This window comes from Undibacterium sp. GW821-FHT07F11, from assembly GCF_059418665.1.
In genome coordinates this window covers 290,024-310,188 of sequence record NZ_JBWKQH010000010.1, presented here as the reverse complement: position 1 = coordinate 310,188, position 20,165 = coordinate 290,024, and the positions used below count along the sequence as shown (strand labels likewise).

Here is a 20,165-nt window from a genome sequence, read left to right as displayed (position 1 = left end):
ATATCTTGAATAAATCGAAATTTGCAGCATTAGTAGCTGGTGTGGGCATAGTCCTCGCCGGATGTGGTGGCTTTGTATATACAACAGTTGGCGGCACTGTCACCGGTTTGGGTACCGGTGATGTTCTGGTCTTGCGTAACGAAGCCAATTACACCCAGACTTTGACCGCGGATGGTTCTTTCTCATTCAATGTGGCCAGTAATGGCACTTACTCCATCAGCGTGCTGACGCAGCCAAATTCTGTGAACTGTACGGTTGCCAATGGCACAGGAAAAATGTCCAGCGAGTCAGCAGTCAAGAATATTGCCGTAACATGTGTGCCTAATGTCCCTGTTGGCGGCACATTGTCAGGCATGGCTGATACAGGCTCTATCGTACTCGTCAATAATGCATTGACTACTGCAACAGTCACTACCAATGGCGCTTTCCAATTCCCTGCTTATGGCGTGAGTGGTCAGCCTTTTGCGATTACCGTAGGTATCCCGCCAACATCCCAATACTGTACGGTAGCAAACGGTACCGGTACGGTGAACAATGCCAATCCTGCTGCTTCATTGACGGCATTGGTTTCTTGTGTGCCAGCTGTGCCAGTACAATTTACTGTTAATGGTCTGACAGCAGGTACCGTGCTGACAATGGTCAATACTGTGGATGGCTTCGCAGATAAATTCGCAGTCAGTGCGCCGGGTAATTATCAGTTCAACTGGAGCTGGTTGACTGGCAAGCCATTCAACATCACTGTTGATACCCAGCCCACAGGTCAGACTTGTAAGGTCACCGCTGGTACTGGTTTTGTTGATGCAGCCAATCCTGGTGCCTCAAGAAATGCGGTGGTGGATTGCGCCAAGACCTGACGTTATAGTGCAGGAGTAAACAAAAAAGCTGGGCAGATAAAATCTGCCCAGCTTTTTTATATTAGTCCGCAAAAAAACAGCTTGACTGTGTCTGTCAGGTTTATAACTCTTCGAGTTTGCCTTGGTCATTGAAGTAAAAAATGCCTTCATGTTTGAAGCCCCATTTACCACCTTTCAGGCGTATGAAGGGTTCAAAACTGAAAAAGGCGACTTCGCCTAATTCCTGCTTATTGTCTGAGTGGATGTACTGGCGCTGGTCGCGGTCTGTGACTATGCTGTGCCCGACATTATTGCGGTAATCCAGATTCACAAAACCATTTTGCCGTATGCGCAAATTGGCCCAGTCAAATAACTGGCCAAAGGTGGTTTTTGGTGTCACGGTTTCCAGCATTTGTGCATGCAAATGCTGCTGGAAGCAAAGACCGTTGCGGAACTCCAGCAACTGTGGGGTTTGCGTGACCCTGCCATTTTCTACCGGGAAGGAGCGGGCACAATCTCCCCAATACTCATCATGAACGGGGCTCAAATCCACGGTAATCAAATTGGCTTTGCCTACGACTTCCTTGCCGGGCTGATAATCGCTGCCAGAAATCGAAACACAACTGCGTGAGCCGAGCAAGACCAGTGCAGGGCATTGGTGGTACCAGGTTTCTGAATAGCCAGACTCGCACAGCATGGCATATGCTTTGTCGGCGATGGTTTGTTCAGTATCTTCCGCAGTGATCATGCCAGCCAGGCGCGCCAGTACCGTTTTGGCAGCGGCCTGTATTTCCCTGTGCTTGGCAATTTGCAATGCTGTGGGCATGATATTGAGTAGGCTATCGTACAAAATCGGGGCTTATTTGTTGTGATTGCTGCTGGAATTGCTATTTGAATCGCTGCCGTCGTCTTGCTTATCGCTGTGATTATTAAGGTCATTACTGCCATCGCCATCATCGTCACTATCGCTGCTGGTGACGGCGCGCACGCCAGCGCGTGTGACATCCACTGCGGTTCCGACTACGGCGCTGCCGACTTTCACTGTTGTTGAGACGGCAGCATCAGCGATCGCAATCACGGTACAGCCGTTCAGTGACAATAGAGATAGTAGGAAAGCGCATCGATATATACAAGTTCGCATTCAGATTCCAGAATTCGGTGCAGACCCAGGCTCATTGAATGGATGCAAGGGGCTTGCTGTTTGGTGTGATTGATAGTTTGATTTTAAGTTCAATCCTGTATATCTCCTATTGCTATTGGACAAAAACAGGAATGATTTATATGTTCCAGCTATTTTTTGATACAGCGAGATGTTAGCAATCGTTTGCTATGGGTTTGCAATTTACATATGCTGATTTGTACCGGTTTGTAATCACATGCTCTTTACATATTCTTTGCACACCAGGCCAACTTGAGCCAGTCGGTCTTGCCCAGCTTGGGTCTGTGCTGAAACACATTACAATCGACAGCCTCGATTTTTTCCAGTATCCGTAGTCCGCCCTGTACCACCAGGCGCAATTCCCACCCTAATCTGCCGGGCAGGCGCGTGGCCAGGCCGCTACCTGACAGCATCATATTCCTGGCACGTGCCACCTGAAAACGCATCATGTTGCGCCAGTCATCATTTTGCATGCCGCTGGCGATTTGTTGTTCACTTATGCCAAATCTGCTCAGGTCATCAAGGGGGAGGTAGATCCTTTGCTTTTGCCAGTCTATGGCAACGTCTTGCCAAAAATTGATTAATTGCAGTGCGCTGCAAATTGCGTCTGAGTCGCGCAAATTTTCTGGACTGGCTTCGCCATACAGATGCAGCATCAATGTACCAACGGGGTTGGCAGAGCGGGCGCAATAGTCCAGCAGACTTGGGAAATCTGCATATCTAGTGGTCACCACGTCTTGCTTGAAAGCCGATAGCAAATCCCGAAAGCATTGCAGGGGCAGATCATATTCTTGGATCACCTTCGCCAGCGCCTTGAATAGTTGTGATTCGCTGCTACTATTTTTCTCTATGTTATTGAGTTCCTGCTCATATTCTGCCAATTCTGCCAGTCTTTGCGCGGGACTGGCATCACCTTCATCGGCAATATCGTCAGCACTACGGGCAAATGCATAAATGATTTTTACTGCGGGCCTGAGTCTGGCAGGAAGCAAAAGGGAGGCAACGGGGAAGTTTTCGTAGTGGTTGACCGACATTTGTTGAACTAAATTCCATGAAAAGTCTTAATGACCGAAAAGTCATTGGCAAAAACAAGATGCTTAACTATAATTACTAACCGCAAAGTCAGTTATTTGATAGTAGCATGCAGTCAATATAAAATATTAATAAAATCGCATCGTCATTATTACCCGTTTTGTTCCGGCCCAGAAAGCCTGCATAGTAAAGGAAAACTCCTGTGTTAACACCAGAAACTACCATCCATCCTCAAGCGAGGCAGTTTGCTGGAAGGCGCGCTGCCCCATTCGCCTTCATCCTTGCTTCTGCGACACTATTGCTGGCTTGCTCCAAGCCTGCCGAGAAAACTGAAGATATACGTCCAGTCAGAACTATTACCCTGGCAAGTAGCAATATAGATATCAATGCTGAATTGCCTGGCGAAGTGCGCCCACGCATAGAGTCACGTCTGGGTTTCCGGGTTCCTGGCAAAATCGTCGCCCGCAAGGTTGATACTGGTACTTTGGTCAAGCGTGGCCAGGTATTGATGCAGCTCGATCCTCAAGATCTGGCGCTGGCACAAGTCCAGGCCAAGGCTGGCTTGTCGGCAGCAGAGAGTAACCGTGATCTGGCCAAAGCAGAACTCAAGCGCTATCAAGAGTTGCGCGCCAAGAATTTCGTCGCGGCAGCCGTGCTGGATGGTAAAGAGGTCGCGGCCAAGTCAGCACAATCAACTTACGAACAGGCGCTGGCAGCTTATAAAAACCAGTCCAATCAGTCTTCTTACACCAGTCTGGTGGCAGATGTGGATGGTGTAGTCACCGGCATTGATGCAGAGGTTGGTCAGGTTGTTGCTGCAGGTACACCAGTAGTGCGTGTAGCGCAAATGGGGGCCATGGATGTAGTGGTTGGCATCCCTGAAGATAAAGTCAATTCCATTCGTCAGATGACGGACGTGAACGTGCGTTTATGGGCTAATCCTGGCCAGTCCATCCCTGGTAAATTGCGTGAGTTGTCGCCGATAGCAGATGCTGTGACGCGCACTTACACTGCCAAGGTCAGTCTGAGTGGTGATAATAAGGATGTGCAGCTCGGCATGACGGCTTATGTCAGTTTTAATGCAAAAAATCCTAATAATGCGATCAAAGTACCTTTGACTGCCTTGTTTCAGGAAAAAAATTCAACTTCAGTCTGGGTGGTTGAGTCTGGTGTAGTCAGGCTGGTGCCTGTGCAGGTTGCCGGCTCTTCTGGTGAAGAAGCTTTGCTGGCTGGTGGTGTCAAACCTGGTCAGGTGGTGGTGACAGCGGGCGCCAACTTGCTCAAGAACGGTCAAAAAGTAACTATTCTTGGTGTAGAGACAGTGCCAGCTGCCGCAGCAGCGCCTGCCAAGGCCGTGGTTGCTGCCAGTGATGTGGCTCCGGCGGCAGCGGCCGCAGGAGCGACCAAATGAGTGATTCTTCACGTGGTTTCAATTTATCCAGATGGGCGCTGGAGCATATTCCGCTGACGCGCTATCTGATGGTTGTGCTCTTGCTGGGTGGCATACTCAGCTACAGCAGGCTGGGACAGGATGAAGATCCGCCGTTTACTTTCCGCGCCATGGTGGTACGGGCTATCTGGCCAGGTGCTACGGCCTTGCAAATGGCTGATCAGGTGACTGACAAGCTGGAAAAAAAACTGCAAGAGACGCCGTACATAGACAAGATACGCAGCTATTCCAAGCCGGGTGAAACTTTAATCATCCTGCAATTGCGTGAGTCGACGCCACCCAAAGATACTGCGCAATCCTGGTATCAGGTACGCAAGAAGATAGGGGATATCCGTGGCACTTTGCCGCCTGGTGTGCTCGGCCCATTCTTTAATGACGAATTTGGTGATACCTACGGTTCTATCTTCGCCTTGTCCGGTGATGGCTTCAAGTATGAAGAAGTCAAGGAATATGCAGACTTTGTACGTCAGCAATTCTTGCGCATCCCTTCTGTATCCAAGGTTGAATTGTTTGGTGTGCAGGACGAGAAAATCAATATTGAATTCTCGCAAAAGAAATTCTCGCAACTGGGCGTGCCTTTTGATGCCATCGTAGGGCAAATCAACTCACAAAATGGTGTTGAAGCCACAGGTGTATTGACGACATCGACCGACAATTTGCAGGTGCGTATTTCTGGCGCTTTGATGACAGTGAAAGAGCTGGAGAACTTGCAGTTGCGCGCCAACGGCACGACTTTCCGTCTCGGCGATTTCGCCACAGTCAAGCGCGAATATAAAAACCCGCCGCAGGACAAAATGCGCTTCAATGGCAAAGAGGTTGTCGGCCTGGGGATTTCCATGGAAAAGGGCGGCAATATCATTGAATTGGGCAAGCATCTGCAAGTAGATGTTGCTGAAATCAAGGCCAAGCTGCCAGTCGGTATCACTCTTGAGCAGGTAACCAATCAGCCGGATGCGGTCAAGTCCTCGGTGGGTGAATTTATCCGCACCTTGATAGAGGCGGTGATCATCGTGCTGGCCGTCAGCTTCCTGGCCCTGGGTTTGCATACCAAACCCTTCCGTCTGGATATCTGGCCAGGTCTGGTGGTCGGTTTGACGATACCTTTGGTGCTGGCAATTACCTTCTTGTTCATGCGCATACTGGATATTGATTTACACAAGATATCGCTAGGCGCCTTGATTATCGCCCTGGGTTTGCTGGTCGATGATGCGATTATCGCTGTAGAAATGATGGTCAGGAAAATGGAAGAAGGCTTCTCGCGCTTTGATGCAGCGACCTTTGCCTACACCTCTACTGCCATGCCTATGCTGACTGGTACCTTGATTACTGCGGCTGGTTTCTTGCCCATTGGGCTGGCAAAATCAGCAGCGGGTGAATATACCTTCTCCATGTTCTCGGTGAATGCCCTTGCTTTGCTGATTTCATGGCTGGCCGCAGTTATCTTTACACCGTATCTTGGCTATCTGCTGCTGAAGGTCAAACCGCATGCAGGTGGTGGTGGCAGTGAACATGAGATTTTCGATACGCCGTTTTACTCGCGTTTCCGTGCGCTGGTGAACTGGTGTGTGACCTGGCGCAAGACTACCATCGTCATCACGCTTGGTGTGTTCATGCTGGGTGTGTTCGGGTTCAAATTTATTGAGCAGCAATTCTTCCCTGATTCCAGCCGTCCTGAATTGATGGTGGAATTGTGGCTGCCTGAGGGTTCTTCCTTCAAGGCGACAGAGGCGCAAGCCAAGAAATTTGAAGCTTTCATACAAAAACAGGAAGGTGTGGAAAGCGTCACCAGCTATGTAGGTACGGGTAGTCCTCGTTTCTATCTGCCGCTGGATCAGATTTTCCCGCAGACCAACGTGTCGCAGATTGTGGTCTTGCCTAAGGATTTGAAGGCGCGTGCGGCATTGCGTCTGAAGATTATTGAAGCCTTCAAGAAGGATTTTCCTGAAGTGCGTGGTCGTGTGAAACTGCTGCCGAATGGCCCGCCAGTTCCTTATCCGGTGCAATTCCGTGTGACTGGTCTGGAAGTAACCAAGGTCAGGGAAATTGCTGACCGCGTTAAAGAAGTCATGCGCGCCAATCCAAATACGGTTGGTGTGAACGATAACTGGAATGAATCGGTCAAAGTAGTGCGTATCGATCTGGACCAGGATAAGTTGCGTGCCCTGGGCATTACTTCGCAATCTGTCATGCGTGCGGCGAATACTATCCTTACAGGTTCTACTGTTGGGCAGTTCCGCGACGGTAACAAACTCATCGACATCGTGGTACGTCAACCTGTGGATGAACGTTCTACCATTGATGCTTTGGGTAATGCCAATGTGCCGACAGGCAGTGGTAAATATGTACCATTGTCACAAGTGGCGCGTATCAATCTGGTCTGGGAGCCCGGTGTAGTCTGGCGTGAAGGCCGTGAATGGGCTGTGACCGTGCAATCTGACGTGGTGGATGGCATACAGGGGCCGACAGTATCTAGCCAGGTATCACCCAAGCTGGATCAGATCAGGGCCAGCCTCTTGCCAGGTTACAAGATAGAACTGGCAGGTGCAGCAGCGGATAGTGGTAAGGCGCAGGAATCGATTGCAGCGAATGTGCCTTTGGTGATCTTTATCATCTTCACATTGCTGATGTTGCAATTGCATAGTTTCTCCAGATCCTTGCTGGTATTCCTGACCGGACCTTTGGGCGTGGCAGGGGCGGCAATGGCCTTGTTGATACTGCAACGTCCATTTGGCTTCGTGGCCCAGCTTGGTGTGATTGCCTTGTTCGGCATGATTATCCGTAACTCGGTGATCCTGATTGACCAGATCGAGCATGATATAGGCGAGGGTGTTGCACCCTGGGATGCGATTGTGGAATCGGCAGTGCGCCGCTTCCGCCCCATCATCCTGACAGCGGCCGCAGCCGTGCTGGCGATGATACCTTTGTCGCGTTCTGTGTTCTGGGGACCGATGGCGGTTGCCATCATGGGCGGCTTGATTATTGCTACAGCCTTAACCTTGCTGTTCTTGCCAGCTTTGTATGCTGCCTGGTTCAGGGTCAAGAAAACCAGTATCTGAGTCAGTTTGTGGCCTTGTTCCTGCCAGTACATGAGTGCTGGCAGGGGCGAAAAGTGGGATAAATAGGGTGTTGGTGCCGGTATTAAGTGTTTAGCGTGCCTGTATTGGGCCCGTATTTAAAAAAATAAGGCACATGCTGGTAAAATCCAGTAGAATATCGGGCTGGAGTTGTAATGCCACATACATCAGTTTTGGGCGACGCTTGAATTTCGGGTCGCCCTTTGCTTTTGTAACGGCCGTGCTCAACGTGTGGCGGCATTGCGCCGGTGAACATAAAACATACATCCCGCGAGGATGGCGAAATTGGTAGACGCACCAGGTTTAGGTCCTGACGCCAGCAATGGTGTGGGGGTTCGAGTCCCCCTCCTCGCACCACAGAATTTTTACTATTTGGACGATTTTCATGGCAACTGCAGTCGAAACTTTAGATAAATTGGAACGCCGTTTGACGATTTCTTTCCCGGTCGCTGATGTGCAATCGGAAGTTGAAAAACGTTTGAAGCAGCGTGCACGTACAGCAAAAGCGCCTGGTTTCCGTCCTGGTAAAGTACCTATGAAAATGGTAGCTGCACAATACGGCTATCAAGTAGAAACAGAAGTACTGAACGACAAAGTCGGCCAGGCTTTTGCTGCTGCTGCAAATGAAAACAAATTGCGTGTTGCTGGTTACCCAAGCATAGAGCCAAAGTCTGGATCAGACGTGGCCGAAGGCAGCCTGGCATTCGATGCAACTTTTGAAGTGTATCCAGAAATCACAGTCGGTGATTTGTCTGTTGCTGAAGTAGAGCAAGTCAAATCTGATGTGACTGACGCTGAAATCGATAAAACTATCGATATCCTGCGCAAGCAACGCGTACATTTCCACGTTAAAGGCGAGCAGGGCGCGCATGGTGACGGTGGTGCAGACCAGTCCGCACAAAATGGCGACCGCGCTACAGTAGATTTCGTAGGCAAGATCGACGGCGTCGAATTTGCTGGTGGCAAAGCTGATGGTTTTGCATTTGTGCTGGGCGAAGGCCGCATGTTGCCTGAGTTTGAAACAGCAACTATCGGTTTGAAAGTTGGCGAATCCAAGACTTTCCCATTGGCTTTCCCTGAAGACTACCATGGCAAGGATGTAGCCGGTAAGACTGCAGAATTCACCATCACTTTGACAAAGCTGGAATGGGCACACCTGCCTGAAGTAGATTCCGAATTTGCCAAAATGCTGGGCGTAGAAGATGGTGATCTGGTCAAGATGCGTACAGACATCAAGGAAAATCTGGAGCGTGAAGTACGTGGCCGTGTTAAATCCAAGACCAAAGAAAGCGTCATGGATGCACTGGTTAAAACGGTTGAATTCGATGTGCCTAAAACTCTGGTTGCCCAAGACAGCGAGCGCCTGGCGGAAATGACACGTCAAGACATGGCGCAACGCGGCATGAACGTCAATGACGTACCATTCCCTGCTGATCTGTTCAATGCACAAGCCGAGCGTCGCGTTCGTCTGGGTTTGATCCTGGCTGAACTGGTCAAAGCTAACAGCTTGCAAGCAACTACTGAACAAATCAAAGCGCAAGTTGAAGATTTCGCTCAAAGCTATGAAGACCCACAGCAAGTCGTTAAATATTATTTCAGCGACCGCAACCGTCTGGCTGAAGTTGAAGCCCTTGTATTAGAAGAAAACGTCGTTAACTATGTGTTGGGTAAAGCGAAAGTAACAGACAAAGTTCTGCCTTTCGACGAATTGATGGGTAACAACGCACAAGCGTAACAAATAAAGGAAAACACATGACAGGCATCATCCGTAATTCGGCACTGGACACAAACATGCTGGGCATGGTGCCTATGGTGATTGAGCAAAGTGGTAGAGGTGAGCGTGCATACGACATCTATTCCCGTTTGCTCAAGGAGCGTGTGATTTTCCTGGTTGGTCCAGTCAATGACCAGGCTGCTAATCTTATCGTTGCACAATTGCTGTTTTTGGAAAGTGAAAATCCTGATAAGGATATTTCACTTTACATCAACTCCCCGGGTGGTTCAGTTTCTGCAGGTATGGCGATTTTTGATACCATGCAGTTCATCAAGCCTGATGTGTCGACTTTATGTACAGGCCTGGCGGCATCCATGGGCGCCTTCTTGCTGGCTGCAGGTGCCAAAGGCAAGCGTTTTTCTTTGCCCAATTCCCGTATCATGATTCATCAACCTCTGGGCGGCGCTCAAGGTCAGGCATCTGATATTGAAATTCAGGCGCGTGAGATTCTGTATTTGCGTGAGCGCCTGAATGGCATACTGGCTGAAAAAACCGGCCGTAGCCTGGAGCAAATTGCTAAAGATACAGATCGTGATAATTTCATGTCAGCAGATGCTGCTGCGGAATATGGTCTGATCGACAAAGTGCTGGCACATCGCGCTTAAGTCACTTAACCACGTAGCTTGTCAAAAAAGAACGCCTGTTCCTTGATGGTCCGGGCGTTTTTTTATTCTGTTCTATAATGTCTCATTGCTCCCCATAGTTGCATATTGATGTCATGACGAAAGCCGTTTTTGCAGGTAATATGCAAGTCCAAGAAGCTGAGGAAATTTGTGCTTAATTTGCGTGGGCGAAGCCTGAGTAAAATCCTGTCAAGCCGCAGCTTAATCACCAGTTTCATAGATTAATTTTGTTTATTTCATATACGTATCATGCCCGATAAAAAATCCTCCAGCGGAGAAAAGTTGCTCTATTGCTCGTTTTGCGGCAAGAGTCAGCATGAGGTTAAAAAATTAATAGCAGGGCCATCCGTATTCATCTGCGACGAGTGTATCGATTTGTGCAATGACATCATTCGTGACGAAGTGTCCGAAATTGATAATATTGCCAGCGCGAAAACTGAATTGCCTACGCCGCAAGAAATCACTGATTTGCTGGACCAGTACGTCATTGGTCAGTTGGGTGCCAAGCGTATTCTGGCGGTAGCGGTGTACAACCATTACAAGCGCCTCAAGCATCTGGGTAAAAAAGACGATGTTGAACTGGCAAAGAGCAATATCTTGCTGGTAGGGCCAACCGGCTCCGGCAAGACCTTGCTGGCACAAACCCTGGCACGCATGTTGAATGTGCCTTTCGTGATCGCTGATGCGACTACACTGACAGAAGCAGGTTATGTCGGTGAGGACGTAGAAAACATCATTCAAAAATTGCTGCAAAATTGCAACTATGAAGTCGAGCGCGCGCAAAAAGGTATCGTTTATATTGATGAAATCGACAAGATTTCCCGTAAATCTGATAATCCTTCGATCACCCGTGACGTTTCCGGTGAAGGCGTACAGCAAGCATTGCTGAAGCTGGTTGAAGGTACGATGGCATCTGTGCCGCCTCAGGGTGGCCGCAAGCATCCTAACCAGGATTTCATCCAGATTGATACCACAAACATCATGTTCATCTGCGGTGGCGCGTTTGATGGCCTGGCCAAGATCATTTCCGACCGTTCAGAGCGCAGCGGCATAGGTTTTTCTGCCAGCGTCAAGAGCCAGGCAGAAAAGAGCGCCAGCGAAGTCATGCAAGATGCTGAGCCGCAAGATTTGATCAAGTTTGGTCTCATTCCAGAATTGGTTGGCCGTCTGCCTGTGATTGCCACTTTGAATGAACTGGACGAGGCTGCCCTGATCCAGATTCTGGTTGAGCCAAAAAATGCCCTGATCAAGCAATATGCAAAACTGCTTGAGATGGAAGGTACTGAACTGGAAATTCGCCCGGCTGCCTTGCAGGCAATTGCCAAAAAAGCGATTATGCGTAAAACTGGTGCCCGTGGTTTGCGTTCCATCCTTGAGCATGCTTTGCTGGATGTCATGTATGACTTGCCTAGCCACCAGAATGTGGAAAAGGTCGTTATTGATGAAAGTACGATCACCAATGGCGCAAAACCCTTGTTGATTTACCATGAGCAGCCAAAAGTTTCAGGTGCCTGATGGCATTGTTTGCCACGAAGTAAGAAAAATGGGGAGCTAACTCCCCATTTTTTATTTATTTTGCCTTGTTTTAATTTGATTCGAAGTACAATGGATTAACAAAACGATTCTGGCTTCAATCGTAAAGCTACCCGGAGAAGCTCTCTGAGTGGCTTTTTTTATTGTTTTTTTCCAGAATGGGCTTGTGTTTCCGCCCAGTGCGCCAACATTGTTAACCAGTATTTATGAAAGGTGCGCCATGACGACTACTCTGATTACCGAACAAACCCAATTGCCGTTGTTGCCACTGCGTGATGTCGTTGTATTCCCGCACATGGTAATCCCCCTGTTTGTGGGCCGCCCCAAATCCATTAAGGCTCTCGAGGCCGCCATGGACCAGGGCAAGAGCATCATGCTTGCTGCCCAGAAAGCTGCTGCCAAGGATGAACCTTCAGCAGATGACATTTACGAAATTGGCTGTATTGCCAATATTCTGCAAATGCTGAAATTGCCCGACGGTACCGTCAAGGTGCTGGTCGAAGGTGCGCAGCGTGCGCGCATCAGCAAGATACATGATTCTGAATCGCATTTCTTTGCTGATCTGACACCTATCGCCGTTGACGAAGGTGATGAGTCGGAAGTAGAGGCAATGCGCCGTACTATCGTTCAGCAATTTGACCAATACGTCAAACTGAACAAAAAAATCCCTCCTGAAATCCTGGCATCCCTGTCCGGCATTGATGATGCTGGTCGCCTGGCTGATACCATCGCCGCGCACCTGCCTTTGAAACTGGAGCAAAAACAAGTCATCCTGGAAATTTTCAGTGTGGCCAAACGTCTTGAACATTTGTTGGGTCAGCTCGAAGGTGAACTTGATATCCTGCAAGTTGAAAAACGTATTCGTGGCCGCGTCAAGCGCCAGATGGAAAAATCCCAGCGCGAGTATTACCTGAACGAACAAGTCAAGGCGATACAAAAAGAGTTGGGCGAGGGTGAAGAAGGCGCTGATATTGACGAGCTGGAGAAAAAAATCCTGGCCGCCAAGATGCCTAAAGAAGCCCGCGACAAAGCACAGAATGAGTTGAAAAAACTCAAAATGATGTCGCCTATGTCGGCAGAAGCTACTGTCGTGCGTAACTACATCGACACTATCGTCAATTTGCCATGGAAGAAAAAATCCAAGGTCAACAATGATTTGACGAATGCTGAAAAAGTGCTGGAAGACGAACACTTTGGCCTCGATAAGGTCAAGGAACGCATCCTGGAATATCTTGCAGTGCAACAGCGCGTCGACAAGCTCAAAGCACCTATCCTCTGTCTGGTAGGTCCTCCGGGCGTGGGTAAAACCTCGCTGGGGCAATCCATCGCCCGCGCAACAAACCGCAAGTTTGTGCGTATGGCCCTGGGTGGTGTGCGTGATGAGGCAGAAATTCGCGGTCATCGCCGTACTTACATAGGCTCCATGCCAGGCAAGATTTTGCAAAGCTTGTCCAAGGTTGGTGTGCGTAATCCTTTGTTCCTGCTGGATGAAGTGGACAAGATGGGAGCTGACTTCCGTGGCGACCCTTCATCTGCCTTGCTGGAGGTATTGGACCCTGAACAAAATCACACTTTCTCAGATCACTATATCGAAGTCGATTTCGATTTGTCCGACGTGATGTTTGTAGCGACATCCAATTCCTACAATATCCCGCCAGCTTTGCTGGACAGGATGGAGGTTATACGTCTGTCGGGTTACACCGAAGATGAAAAAACCAGCATTGCGCAACGTTATCTGCTGCCTAAACAAATCAAGAACAATGGTTTGAAAGAAGGCGAAATCACCGTGGCTGAAAGTGCAATACGCGACATTATTCGCTATTACACCCGTGAAGCCGGTGTGCGTTCGCTGGAAAGGGAAATCTCCAAGATTTGCCGCAAGGTCGTGAAAATGCTCTTGTTGAAAAAGACCGAGAAAAAAGCCACGGTCAATTCAAAAAATCTGGATAAATACCTGGGTGTACGTCGCTATGACTTTGGCGTTGCCGTTAAAGATAACCAGATTGGTCAGGTAGTCGGTCTGGCCTGGACTGAAGTGGGTGGCGATTTGCTGACCATAGAAGCCGTAGCCATGCCAGGTAAAGGTGGTGTCATCCGCACAGGTACATTGGGCGATGTCATGAAAGAATCCATCGAAGCAGCTCGCACAGTTGTACGCAGTCGCGCCAAGCGTCTGGGTATCAAGGCGGATGTGTTCGAGAAGAGCGACATCCATATCCACGTACCGGAAGGTGCAACACCGAAAGATGGTCCATCTGCCGGTATCGCCATGACGACTGCTTTGGTGTCAGTGTTTACTGGCATTCCAGTCCGTGCTGATGTTGCCATGACAGGTGAGATCACCTTGCGTGGTGAAGTATTGCCTATCGGTGGCTTGAAAGAGAAATTGCTGGCTGCTCACCGTGGTGGCATCAAGACAGTCTTGATACCTGAGGAAAATGCCAAGGATCTGGCTGAGATCCCGGATAATGTCAAAAACAAACTGGAAATCATCCCGGTCAGGTGGATAGACAAAGTCCTGGAAATCGCGCTGGAAACACAACCTGTTCCTTTGGTAGATGAGCCGGTACCAGTGGCTGCAGCGACACCTGCCACGGCACCAACTGAAACGCCTGCGGATACTACCGTGGTCAAGCACTAAATTGTTGGGCAATAAGTTGTCGAGCGCTAAATCTGTTGCTCTGAAATAAAAAACGTCCGGATATCCGGACGTTTTTTTTATGGTAGTTGCTTATCAGAACTTGCCAGTGGGCAGGTATTAATAAGTTTGAGATGCTGCCCGGGCATGATGCAAATGAGAGGGCTGAATCACACCCGGGCTGATCTCAAACCCAGTTGCGCATGAGGCCAACAGCCAGACCTTCCAGCGCGAAATCTTCTTCAGTATCGCCAATCTTGATGACGGGGTAGTCCGGGTTTTCAGGCATCAGTTCTATCAGATTGCCAGTTTTCTTATAGCGCTTGACGGTCACATCATCACCGAGGCGGGCGACAACGATCTGGCCATTGCGTGCACTGTCGGCTTTTTTGACTGCCAGCAAGTCTCCATCAAGTATGCCAGCATCGCGCATGGACATGCCCCGCACCTTCAGCAAAAAGTCTGGCTTGGCAGAGAACAGGGCCGGATCTACGTTGTAAGTGGATTCTATATGTTCACTGGCTAGTATCGGCGAGCCGGCGGCAACGCGCCCAACCAGTGGCAGGGCCAGTTGCAATAGGGCGGGGTGAGGCAGTGCCAGTTGCTTGCCTGTGATATGGCTGGACAACTCAGATTCCAGCAGTCGTATGCCACGTGAAGTGCCCGCGGCAATTTCTATGACGCCTTTGCGTGCCAGGGCTTGCAGATGTTCTTCTGCAGCATTGGTTGAACGGAATCCCAATTCTGTCGCAATCTCGGCACGGGTAGGGGGAAAGCCCGTGTTTTGGATGGCGTCTTTAATCAGGTTCAGGATTTGCTCCTGGCGAGCGGTGAGTTTAAGCATGGCGTTTTCTAGTGTTAAGGTGCTGTATATACAAGCAGTCTGTATTTTTATACAGTAGAGCTGAATATGCAAGTCAAAATGCCTTCGATTAAGCATAAATGTGAAAAAAATACCGCACTTACTCAAAAGAACGGACTGAAAAATTGCCTAAGTCACTGATCCAATTGATCAATATGAAAAACTGGGTTATTATTGTCGGCTTTCCTCTTCCCGCACTCGTCTTGACGCCGAGGCGGGCTATTTTTATTGTCCACAAGGAGAATATATGCGTCATTATGAAATCGTATTTATCGTACATCCAGATCAGAGCGAGCAAGTTCCTGCAATGATCGAGCGCTACAAGGCAAGTGTTGTAGCCCGTGGTGGTCAAATCCACCGCGTTGAAGACTGGGGCCGTCGTCAATTGGCTTACATGATTCAAAAACTGGCAAAAGCACACTATGTTTGCTTGAACATCGAATGCGATGCTGAAACTCTGCTCGAGTTGGAAACAGCATTCAAATTCAATGATGCTGTCTTGCGTCACCTGACAGTCAAATTGAAAAAAGCAGAAACAACACCTTCTCCTATGATGAAAGCTGTTCAGAAAGAAGATGCTGCAAAAGCGCAACGTGTTGAAGCGCCTGCTGCTTAATAATTGACAAAGGTCGCGTAAAAAAATAGTGAATCAGCTGAAGCTCGTAGCCCGGATTGTGGAAAAAAGCGCATTGCGTTACACCCCGGCCGGTATCCCGATAGCTTCTGCTACCTTGATGCATAGTTCAGAAACTCGTGAGGCGAACACGGTTCGGCAGGTCGAGTTTGAGATTTCTGCGATGGCTGCTGGTGAAATATCCCAGCGTTTTGCAGAAATTGCCCTGGAACAGACCATGGAATTCACCGGTTTTTTAGCGCGCAAAAATCGCAATAGCAAAAGTCTCGTTTTTCATATCACTGAATTCGGGACACATTTACTAGATTAGGAGCCAAAAATGGCATTCGGTAAAAAATTCGACAAAAGCAAATTGAAGCAAAAGCGCCAACAACAAAACCCTTTGTTCAAGCGCAAAAAATTCTGCCGCTTCACAGCAGCACATGTAGAAAAAGTTGACTACAAAGACATCGACACACTGAAAGATTTCGTGCAAGAAAACGGCAAAATCATGCCAGCACGTTTGACCGGTACAAAAGCGCTGTATCAACGTCAAGTTGACACTGCAATCAAACGTGCACGTTACCTCGCGTTGCTGCCATACACTGATTTGCACACAGCGTAATTGACGACAAGGTAAAGGAGAAAAATATGCAAGTTATTCTGTTGGATAAAGTCGTTAATCTCGGCAATCTGGGTGATGTAGTTCGCGTTAAAGACGGCTATGCACGTAACTTTTTGATTCCACAACGTATGGCTCGTCGTGCTACGACAGCTGCAGTTGCTGAATTCGAAGCAAAACGCGCTGAACTGGAAAAAGCAGCAGCAGCCAAATTGGCAGCAGCTCAAGCTCAAGGCGAAAAACTGTCCGGTCTGACCGTACAAATCACACAAAAATCTGGTGTTGATGGTCGTTTGTTTGGTTCCGTCACTAATGCTGATATTTCTGAAGCCCTGACTAAACAAGGTTTCGCAGTAGAAAAAGCACAAGTACGTTTGCCACAAGGTCCGTTGAAGATCGCTGGCGAGCACAGTGTTTCTGTTGCTTTGCACACTGACGTTGTTGTTGACGTTAATGTTGCAGTGGTAGGTGAACACGCTTAATTTGCTTTTTGCAAATTGCTGGAAAAAGCCGGGGAGACCCGGCTTTTTTCATGTTTGAGAGAAATTTTTCACTATTTATCCGTTTGTCACAAACTTGTCACAAACTCGCCAACTTCTCGTACTTTGAACGCTCTGGTCATTTGATTTAACGGTTATAATGCGCGCCATGAAAGCTGGTTCTGATCCTCAAATTGACGCTTTACGCGTTCCCCCTCATTCCATAGAAGCAGAGCAATCTGTTCTGGGTGGCCTATTGCTGGATAACGCAGCCTGGGACCGTATTGCCGATTTTATTGGTGAAGAAGATTTCTATCGTTATGACCACAGGATTATTTTCCAGTGCATGGTCAAACTGATCAATAGCTCTCGTCCAGCCGACGTTATCACCGTTTTTGAGGCGCTGACCAGTACGGGTAAGGCAGAAGATGCCGGTGGCCTGACATATCTGAATGCCCTCGCACAAAATACTCCTTCAGCTGCCAACATCCGTCGCTACGCAGAAATCGTCCGTGACCGTGGCGTATTGCGCAAACTGATTACCGTTGCAGATGAAATCTCCGGAAATGCCTTTAACCCCCAGGGTAAAGAAGTCAAGCAAATGCTGGACGAGGCTGAATCCAAGATTTTTGCGATTGCCGAAGAGGGTGCCCGTGGTGCCCAGGGTTTCCAGGCTATTCAGCCCTTGCTGACGCAAGTGGTTGAGCGCATTGATGAGCTGTATAACCGCGATAATCAAAATGATATTACCGGCGTGCCTACCGGTTTTGCTGATCTGGACAAAATGACTTCGGGCTTGCAGCCTGGTGATCTGGTCATTGTTGCAGGTCGTCCATCCATGGGTAAGACAGCCTTCTCACTGAACATCGGTGAGAACGTCGCCATAGACAGCGGCTTGCCAGTTGCCGTGTTCTCCATGGAGATGGGTGGCGCCCAACTGGCGATGCGTATGCTGGGTTCGGTAGGGCGTCTGGATCAAAGCCGTCTGCGCGTTGGTAAGCTGACCGATGAAGACTGGCCGCGCCTGACACATGCCATTCAAAAGATGAATGAAGCGCAACTGTATATTGATGAAACGCCAGCGTTGAGTTCGATAGAATTGCGCGCGCGCTCCCGTCGTCTGGCACGTCAATGCGGCAAGCTGGGCCTGGTGATTGTCGATTACTTGCAATTGATGTCAGCCAACTCTGCCGGTGAAAACCGTGCGACCGAGATTTCCGAGATTTCCCGAAATCTGAAGGGCCTGGCAAAAGAACTGCATTGTCCTGTGATTGCCTTGTCCCAGTTGAACCGCTCTCTGGAGCAAAGACCGAATAAACGTCCCGTCATGTCTGACTTGCGCGAATCTGGTGCGATTGAACAGGATGCCGACGTCATCATGTTTATTTATCGTGATCAGGTGTATAACCCGGATTCTCCCGACAAGGGCACGGCAGAAATCATTATTGGTAAGCAGCGTAATGGTCCTATTGGCAGTGTCCGTCTGACTTTCCTGGGCGAATATACCAAGTTTGACAACTATGTTGGTTCCCTGTCGATTTACGGTGATAGTGAATAATTTCAAAGCAAAATGCTGGTGTTGGTGGGTAGACGCAAAGTAGTAAATCAAGACTTAAAAAGTAGAACAGTGTTGCCAGGCATGCTTGATTGCATGCGCTTGCCTGGACAATTCTAGAAATCTTATATTTTCAGTGAGAATAAAATGTTTGGACGCTTGATGCCCACCGAGGGCAAATTTTTTGAACTCTTCAATCAACATGCAGAGTTATGTGTCAAAGGTTCCAAGGAAATGGTTGCCTTGATGACGAACTTTGATGATCTGGAGATCCGTGTTCACGCGATAGAGAGCATAGAAAAGCAGGCAGATACTGTTACCTACAATACGATAGAGTTGTTGCACAAAACTTTCATCACACCTCTGGACCGAGATGACATCCATAAACTGATTACGCGTATGGATGATATTCTGGATCTGCTCGAAGATGCCGGTCAGACTATTTCCCTGTACGATATCCGCGAAATTACGCCAGAAGCCAAACGCCTGGCAGAACTCTGCCTGGGTTGTGCTGAAAAAGTGAAAGCAGCCGTCGCCTTGTTGCACAACATGGATAATTCCCGTGAAATCCTGGCGCTGTGCGAAGAAATCGATCGCCTGGAATCGGATGCGGATCACGTCATGCGCGCTGCTATGTCCAAACTGTTCCGCGATGAACCTGATGTCCGCAATCTCATCAAACTCAAAGCGATTTACGAAATACTGGAAACAGTAACGGATCGTTGTGAAGATGTTGCCAATATCATAGAAGGCATTATTGTTGAGAACGCTTAAGCGTCTGACTCTTTTATTTTGACGCCTAACAGTTCTCTGTCAATGCAGAGAGCGAACAAGGGAATTCACTTTTATGCAATCCTTTCATATGAGCCTGTACGTCATCATCTTATTGGTGGTACTGGCATTGTTATTCGATTTCATGAACGGCTTCCATGATGCCGCGAATGCGATCGCAACCGTTGTTTCAACAGGGGTTTTGAAACCCAGCCAGGCGGTAGCCATGGCGGCTTTATTCAATGTATTTGCTTTTTTTGTTTTTAACCTGTCTGTCGCCAAAACCATAGGCAAGGGCACCATTGATCCTGTTATCGTTGATCACTATGTCATCTTCGGTGCCCTGGTCGGAGCGATATTCTGGAATCTGGTGACCTGGTATTTCGGTATTCCGTCTTCATCTTCACACGCCTTGATCGGTGGTTTGATTGGTGCTGCTGTAGCTAAAGAAGGTACTGGTGCCCTGATTGCTGCCGGTCTTTACAAGATCATATTGTTTATCGTCTTGTCGCCATTGCTGGGGTTTTTCCTTGGTTCTGTAATGATGCTGATCGTATCCTGGTTGTTTGTTAAATCGACGCCAAGGAAAGTGGATAAATGGTTCCGCCGTTTGCAATTGGTGTCAGCTTCGGTATTCAGTCTGGGTCACGGTGGTAATGATGCGCAAAAGACCATGGGTATTATCTGGATGCTGTTGATCGCCGCTGGTTATTCCAGTGAGGCTGATAAAGGCCCACCAGGATGGGTGGTGTATTCCTGTTATGCTGCGATTGGTCTGGGTACTTTGTTTGGTGGCTGGCGTATTGTTAAAACCATGGGTCAAAAAATTACCAAACTCAAGCCTGTCGGCGGGTTTTGTGCTGAAACTGGTGGTGCTATCACCTTGATCATGGCGACAGTATTGGGCATTCCTGTATCGACAACGCACACTATTACAGGTGCAATTGTTGGCGTGGGCTCAGCGCAAAAAATGTCTGCGGTGCGTTGGGGTGTTGCTGGCAATATTGTATGGGCCTGGATTTTGACCATACCAGCTTCTGCTTTTGTGGCCGCTATAGCCTGGTGGATAGGCAAGCATATTTTGTAATTCCAGTCAGCCATCGCTTTAAGAAAAAGCGCCTCAGTTGAACAAACTGAGGCGCTTTTT

18 protein-coding genes and 1 tRNA gene are annotated in these 20,165 nt (G+C 48.6%); 15 read left to right on the top strand and 4 right to left on the bottom strand.

Going from position 1 to position 20,165, the window contains the following annotated elements:
- The first annotated feature begins 5 nt into the window (after positions 1-5).
- A complete protein-coding gene (locus AC07OI_RS24560; protein WP_492708986.1) occupies positions 6-854 on the top strand; it encodes a hypothetical protein in 849 nt (282 codons plus the stop codon).
- A gap of 100 nt (positions 855-954) precedes the next feature.
- Here the strand turns inward: AC07OI_RS24560 and AC07OI_RS24555 are convergent, their stop codons facing one another.
- The 3 genes from AC07OI_RS24555 to hpnC form a co-directional block, all read right to left on the bottom strand.
- Positions 955-1,659 (bottom strand): M24 family metallopeptidase, encoded by a 705-nt coding sequence (locus AC07OI_RS24555; protein ID WP_492708984.1) that lies wholly within the window; start codon positions 1,657-1,659, stop codon positions 955-957.
- A 33-nt stretch (positions 1,660-1,692) separates the two neighbouring features.
- The gene (locus tag AC07OI_RS24550) at positions 1,693-1,911 is read right to left on the bottom strand and encodes a hypothetical protein (RefSeq protein ID WP_495259036.1); all 219 of its coding nucleotides are present in this window, start codon (positions 1,909-1,911) and stop codon (positions 1,693-1,695) included.
- A gap of 305 nt (positions 1,912-2,216) precedes the next feature.
- Positions 2,217-3,026: a squalene synthase HpnC gene (gene hpnC / locus AC07OI_RS24545; RefSeq protein ID WP_495259035.1), complete on the bottom strand. Its 810-nt coding sequence runs from the start codon at positions 3,024-3,026 to the stop codon at positions 2,217-2,219.
- 200 nt (positions 3,027-3,226) lie between these two features.
- On the opposite strand from hpnC, the gene AC07OI_RS24540 reads away from it, so the two are divergent.
- From AC07OI_RS24540 to lon, 7 genes are all read left to right on the top strand, one after another.
- Entirely contained in the window at positions 3,227-4,435 is a 1,209-nt protein-coding gene (locus AC07OI_RS24540; protein ID WP_495259034.1) for an efflux RND transporter periplasmic adaptor subunit, read from the top strand.
- The gene (locus AC07OI_RS24535; protein ID WP_495259033.1) at positions 4,432-7,530 is read left to right on the top strand and encodes an efflux RND transporter permease subunit; all 3,099 of its coding nucleotides are present in this window, start codon (positions 4,432-4,434) and stop codon (positions 7,528-7,530) included. The genes AC07OI_RS24540 and AC07OI_RS24535 overlap by 4 nt, the downstream gene beginning before the upstream one ends.
- Positions 7,531-7,818: 288 nt before the next feature.
- A tRNA-Leu gene (locus AC07OI_RS24530) sits at positions 7,819-7,905 on the top strand.
- 28 nt (positions 7,906-7,933) lie between these two features.
- Complete coding sequence (tig, locus tag AC07OI_RS24525; protein ID WP_492708975.1) at positions 7,934-9,283, top strand: trigger factor; 1,350 nt, start codon at positions 7,934-7,936, stop codon at positions 9,281-9,283.
- 17 nt (positions 9,284-9,300) lie between these two features.
- Complete coding sequence (clpP, locus tag AC07OI_RS24520; protein WP_423008492.1) at positions 9,301-9,927, top strand: ATP-dependent Clp endopeptidase proteolytic subunit ClpP; 627 nt, start codon at positions 9,301-9,303, stop codon at positions 9,925-9,927.
- A 267-nt stretch (positions 9,928-10,194) separates the two neighbouring features.
- On the top strand, positions 10,195-11,460 hold the full coding sequence (gene clpX / locus AC07OI_RS24515; RefSeq protein ID WP_422952148.1) for an ATP-dependent Clp protease ATP-binding subunit ClpX: 1,266 nt from the start codon (positions 10,195-10,197) through the stop codon (positions 11,458-11,460).
- Between the two features lie 238 nt (positions 11,461-11,698).
- Entirely contained in the window at positions 11,699-14,119 is a 2,421-nt protein-coding gene (gene lon / locus AC07OI_RS24510) for an endopeptidase La (RefSeq protein WP_492708972.1), read from the top strand.
- A gap of 184 nt (positions 14,120-14,303) precedes the next feature.
- On the opposite strand, the gene lexA is transcribed toward lon, so the two are convergent.
- Entirely contained in the window at positions 14,304-14,960 is a 657-nt protein-coding gene (lexA, locus tag AC07OI_RS24505; protein WP_492708970.1) for a transcriptional repressor LexA, read from the bottom strand.
- Between the two features lie 265 nt (positions 14,961-15,225).
- Here lexA and rpsF point away from each other — a divergent pair, with 265 nt between their 5' ends.
- From rpsF to AC07OI_RS24470, 7 genes are all read left to right on the top strand, one after another.
- Complete coding sequence (gene rpsF / locus AC07OI_RS24500; RefSeq protein ID WP_110252958.1) at positions 15,226-15,594, top strand: 30S ribosomal protein S6; 369 nt, start codon at positions 15,226-15,228, stop codon at positions 15,592-15,594.
- A 28-nt stretch (positions 15,595-15,622) separates the two neighbouring features.
- Positions 15,623-15,922 (top strand): primosomal replication protein N, encoded by a 300-nt coding sequence (gene priB / locus AC07OI_RS24495; RefSeq protein WP_495259032.1) that lies wholly within the window; start codon positions 15,623-15,625, stop codon positions 15,920-15,922.
- A 9-nt stretch (positions 15,923-15,931) separates the two neighbouring features.
- Positions 15,932-16,216 (top strand): 30S ribosomal protein S18, encoded by a 285-nt coding sequence (gene rpsR, locus AC07OI_RS24490; RefSeq protein WP_110252960.1) that lies wholly within the window; start codon positions 15,932-15,934, stop codon positions 16,214-16,216.
- Between the two features lie 26 nt (positions 16,217-16,242).
- Positions 16,243-16,695, top strand: coding sequence for a 50S ribosomal protein L9 (rplI, locus tag AC07OI_RS24485; protein ID WP_492708965.1), 453 nt, complete (start codon positions 16,243-16,245; stop codon positions 16,693-16,695).
- 166 nt (positions 16,696-16,861) lie between these two features.
- Positions 16,862-18,250, top strand: a complete 1,389-nt coding sequence (locus AC07OI_RS24480) for a replicative DNA helicase (RefSeq protein ID WP_110254160.1) — start codon at positions 16,862-16,864, stop codon at positions 18,248-18,250.
- Positions 18,251-18,394: 144 nt separating this feature from the next.
- Positions 18,395-19,021: a DUF47 domain-containing protein gene (locus AC07OI_RS24475; RefSeq protein ID WP_110252962.1), complete on the top strand. Its 627-nt coding sequence runs from the start codon at positions 18,395-18,397 to the stop codon at positions 19,019-19,021.
- 73 nt (positions 19,022-19,094) lie between these two features.
- Positions 19,095-20,105, top strand: a complete 1,011-nt coding sequence (locus AC07OI_RS24470) for an inorganic phosphate transporter (RefSeq protein ID WP_492708963.1) — start codon at positions 19,095-19,097, stop codon at positions 20,103-20,105.
- Positions 20,106-20,165: the final 60 nt, after the last annotated feature.

Excerpts from the sequence above, each read along its gene's own strand:
- AC07OI_RS24555 (WP_492708984.1), bottom strand. The coding sequence starts at position 1,659 with ATGCCCACAGCATTGCAAATTGCCAAGCACAGGGAAATACAGGCCGCT.
- hpnC (WP_495259035.1), bottom strand. The coding sequence starts at position 3,026 with ATGTCGGTCAACCACTACGAAAACTTCCCCGTTGCCTCCCTTTTGCTT.
- AC07OI_RS24535 (WP_495259033.1), top strand. The coding sequence starts at position 4,432 with ATGAGTGATTCTTCACGTGGTTTCAATTTATCCAGATGGGCGCTGGAG.
- tig (WP_492708975.1), top strand. The coding sequence starts at position 7,934 with ATGGCAACTGCAGTCGAAACTTTAGATAAATTGGAACGCCGTTTGACG.
- clpP (WP_423008492.1), top strand. The coding sequence starts at position 9,301 with ATGACAGGCATCATCCGTAATTCGGCACTGGACACAAACATGCTGGGC.
- clpX (WP_422952148.1), top strand. The coding sequence starts at position 10,195 with ATGCCCGATAAAAAATCCTCCAGCGGAGAAAAGTTGCTCTATTGCTCG.
- lon (WP_492708972.1), top strand. The coding sequence starts at position 11,699 with ATGACGACTACTCTGATTACCGAACAAACCCAATTGCCGTTGTTGCCA.
- lexA (WP_492708970.1), bottom strand. The coding sequence starts at position 14,960 with ATGCTTAAACTCACCGCTCGCCAGGAGCAAATCCTGAACCTGATTAAA.
- rpsF (WP_110252958.1), top strand. The coding sequence starts at position 15,226 with ATGCGTCATTATGAAATCGTATTTATCGTACATCCAGATCAGAGCGAG.
- rpsR (WP_110252960.1), top strand. The coding sequence starts at position 15,932 with ATGGCATTCGGTAAAAAATTCGACAAAAGCAAATTGAAGCAAAAGCGC.
- rplI (WP_492708965.1), top strand. The coding sequence starts at position 16,243 with ATGCAAGTTATTCTGTTGGATAAAGTCGTTAATCTCGGCAATCTGGGT.
- AC07OI_RS24480 (WP_110254160.1), top strand. The coding sequence starts at position 16,862 with ATGAAAGCTGGTTCTGATCCTCAAATTGACGCTTTACGCGTTCCCCCT.
- AC07OI_RS24475 (WP_110252962.1), top strand. The coding sequence starts at position 18,395 with ATGTTTGGACGCTTGATGCCCACCGAGGGCAAATTTTTTGAACTCTTC.
- AC07OI_RS24470 (WP_492708963.1), top strand. The coding sequence starts at position 19,095 with ATGCAATCCTTTCATATGAGCCTGTACGTCATCATCTTATTGGTGGTA.